Raw genomic sequence first — 1,422 nt, forward strand, 5'->3', positions numbered from 1 at the left:
CACTCGGACAGTGAGACTGTTCGTGCCGGTGTTTTCGGATTTCCTGACCGTTACCGCATGGAGACGAGAGAATGCTGGTGCCGGGAGTTCCCAGTGTTCCTGACCCTCACTCCGATCGACGATCGTGTGTCTTTCCTTGGATTTGTCGGTTCCTGGGAACCCCCGGTGAGGCGCTACGCCTCACCGTCGGGGTGACCTGAGGAGAGCCTGCACCACCAGGTGCTCATCACTGTCTTGTCCGCCGGTTCGGTCGATGCGCGGCGCCGCCTTGCTCATCGGTCAACGGAGAGGAAAGCGACATGACAAGGATGCCTGACAAAGCCGATCTCGATCAAGACCGGCGAGTGTTCGCCGGAGTCGATACCCACAAAGAACTGCACGTCGCCGCGGTGATCGATACCGACGACAACGTCCTCGGAACTCGCAGTTTTCCGACCACCCGAAACGGGTATCGAACCATGCTGACCTGGATCGGCGAGTACGGCAATCTGATCCGGATCGGTATTGAGGGCACTGGCTCCTACGGAGCTGGGCTGACCCGCCACCTCGCGAAAGCCGGCGTGACGGTACTCGAGGTGGACCGCCCCGATCGCTCGGACCGTCGCCGTAAGGGCAAAGACGACGACCTCGACGCCATCAACGCGGCCCGCGCAGCCAAGACCAACCGGCGCACCACCACCCCGAAATCGAAAGACGGTGCCGTCGAGTCACTTCGGGTGTTGAGGGTGACCCGAGCCCATTCGGTACGAGAGCGGCGCAGTGCGCTGCAACTGCTGCGGATGACGATCATCTCCGCTCCCGACGAGCTGCGCGCTCAGGTCCGCGATCTGACGCGGATGCAACTGATCCGCCTCCTCGCCGCCTGGCGACCGGATGTCGCGAACGCTACTGATCCCGTGACCGCCTACCGGGTGTCGATGAAGTCCCTGGCTCGCCGCTATCTCGAATTAACCGACGAGATCGCCGATCTCGACGAACTGATCAACCCAATCGTGAAAGCCCTCGCACCTCAACTACTCGAGCGCGTCGGAATCGGTATCGAAGTCGCCGGACAAATGCTTGTCACCGCCGGCGATAATTCCGATCGAATGAAATCCGAAGCCGCGTTCGCGATGCTATGCGGTGTTGCACCGCTACCCGCATCTTCTGGCATGACCCAACGCCACCGCCTCAATCGCGGCGGTGACCGCCAAGCCAACCGAGCCTTGCATCTGGCCGTCATCGGCCGCATTCGACTCGACCCGAAAACCCAGGCCTACGTAGAGAAGAAAACCAGCGAAGGCCACTCGAAACTGGAAACTATCCGGTGCCTGAAGCGCTACCTGGCTCGCGAGGTCTACTACCTCCTCAACCCTGGACCGCAGACCATCACCCCGAACACCCGACACCATCGAAAAGCAGCTTGACTCTCAGGAGAGCATC

The 1,422-nt window shown here is 61.2% G+C and carries 1 protein-coding gene; it reads left to right on the forward strand.

Annotation, left to right across the window (positions count from 1 at the left end; all coding sequences use genetic code 11):
* Positions 1-299 precede the first annotated feature (299 nt).
* The gene (locus tag V2B23_RS30815) at positions 300-1,406 is read left to right on the forward strand and encodes an IS110 family transposase (RefSeq protein WP_003945393.1); all 1,107 of its coding nucleotides are present in this window, start codon (positions 300-302) and stop codon (positions 1,404-1,406) included.
* Positions 1,407-1,422: the final 16 nt, after the last annotated feature.

The sequence above is a fragment of the Rhodococcus sp. 24CO genome (genome assembly GCF_050586165.1).
Lineage (GTDB): Bacteria > Actinomycetota > Actinomycetes > Mycobacteriales > Mycobacteriaceae > Rhodococcus_F.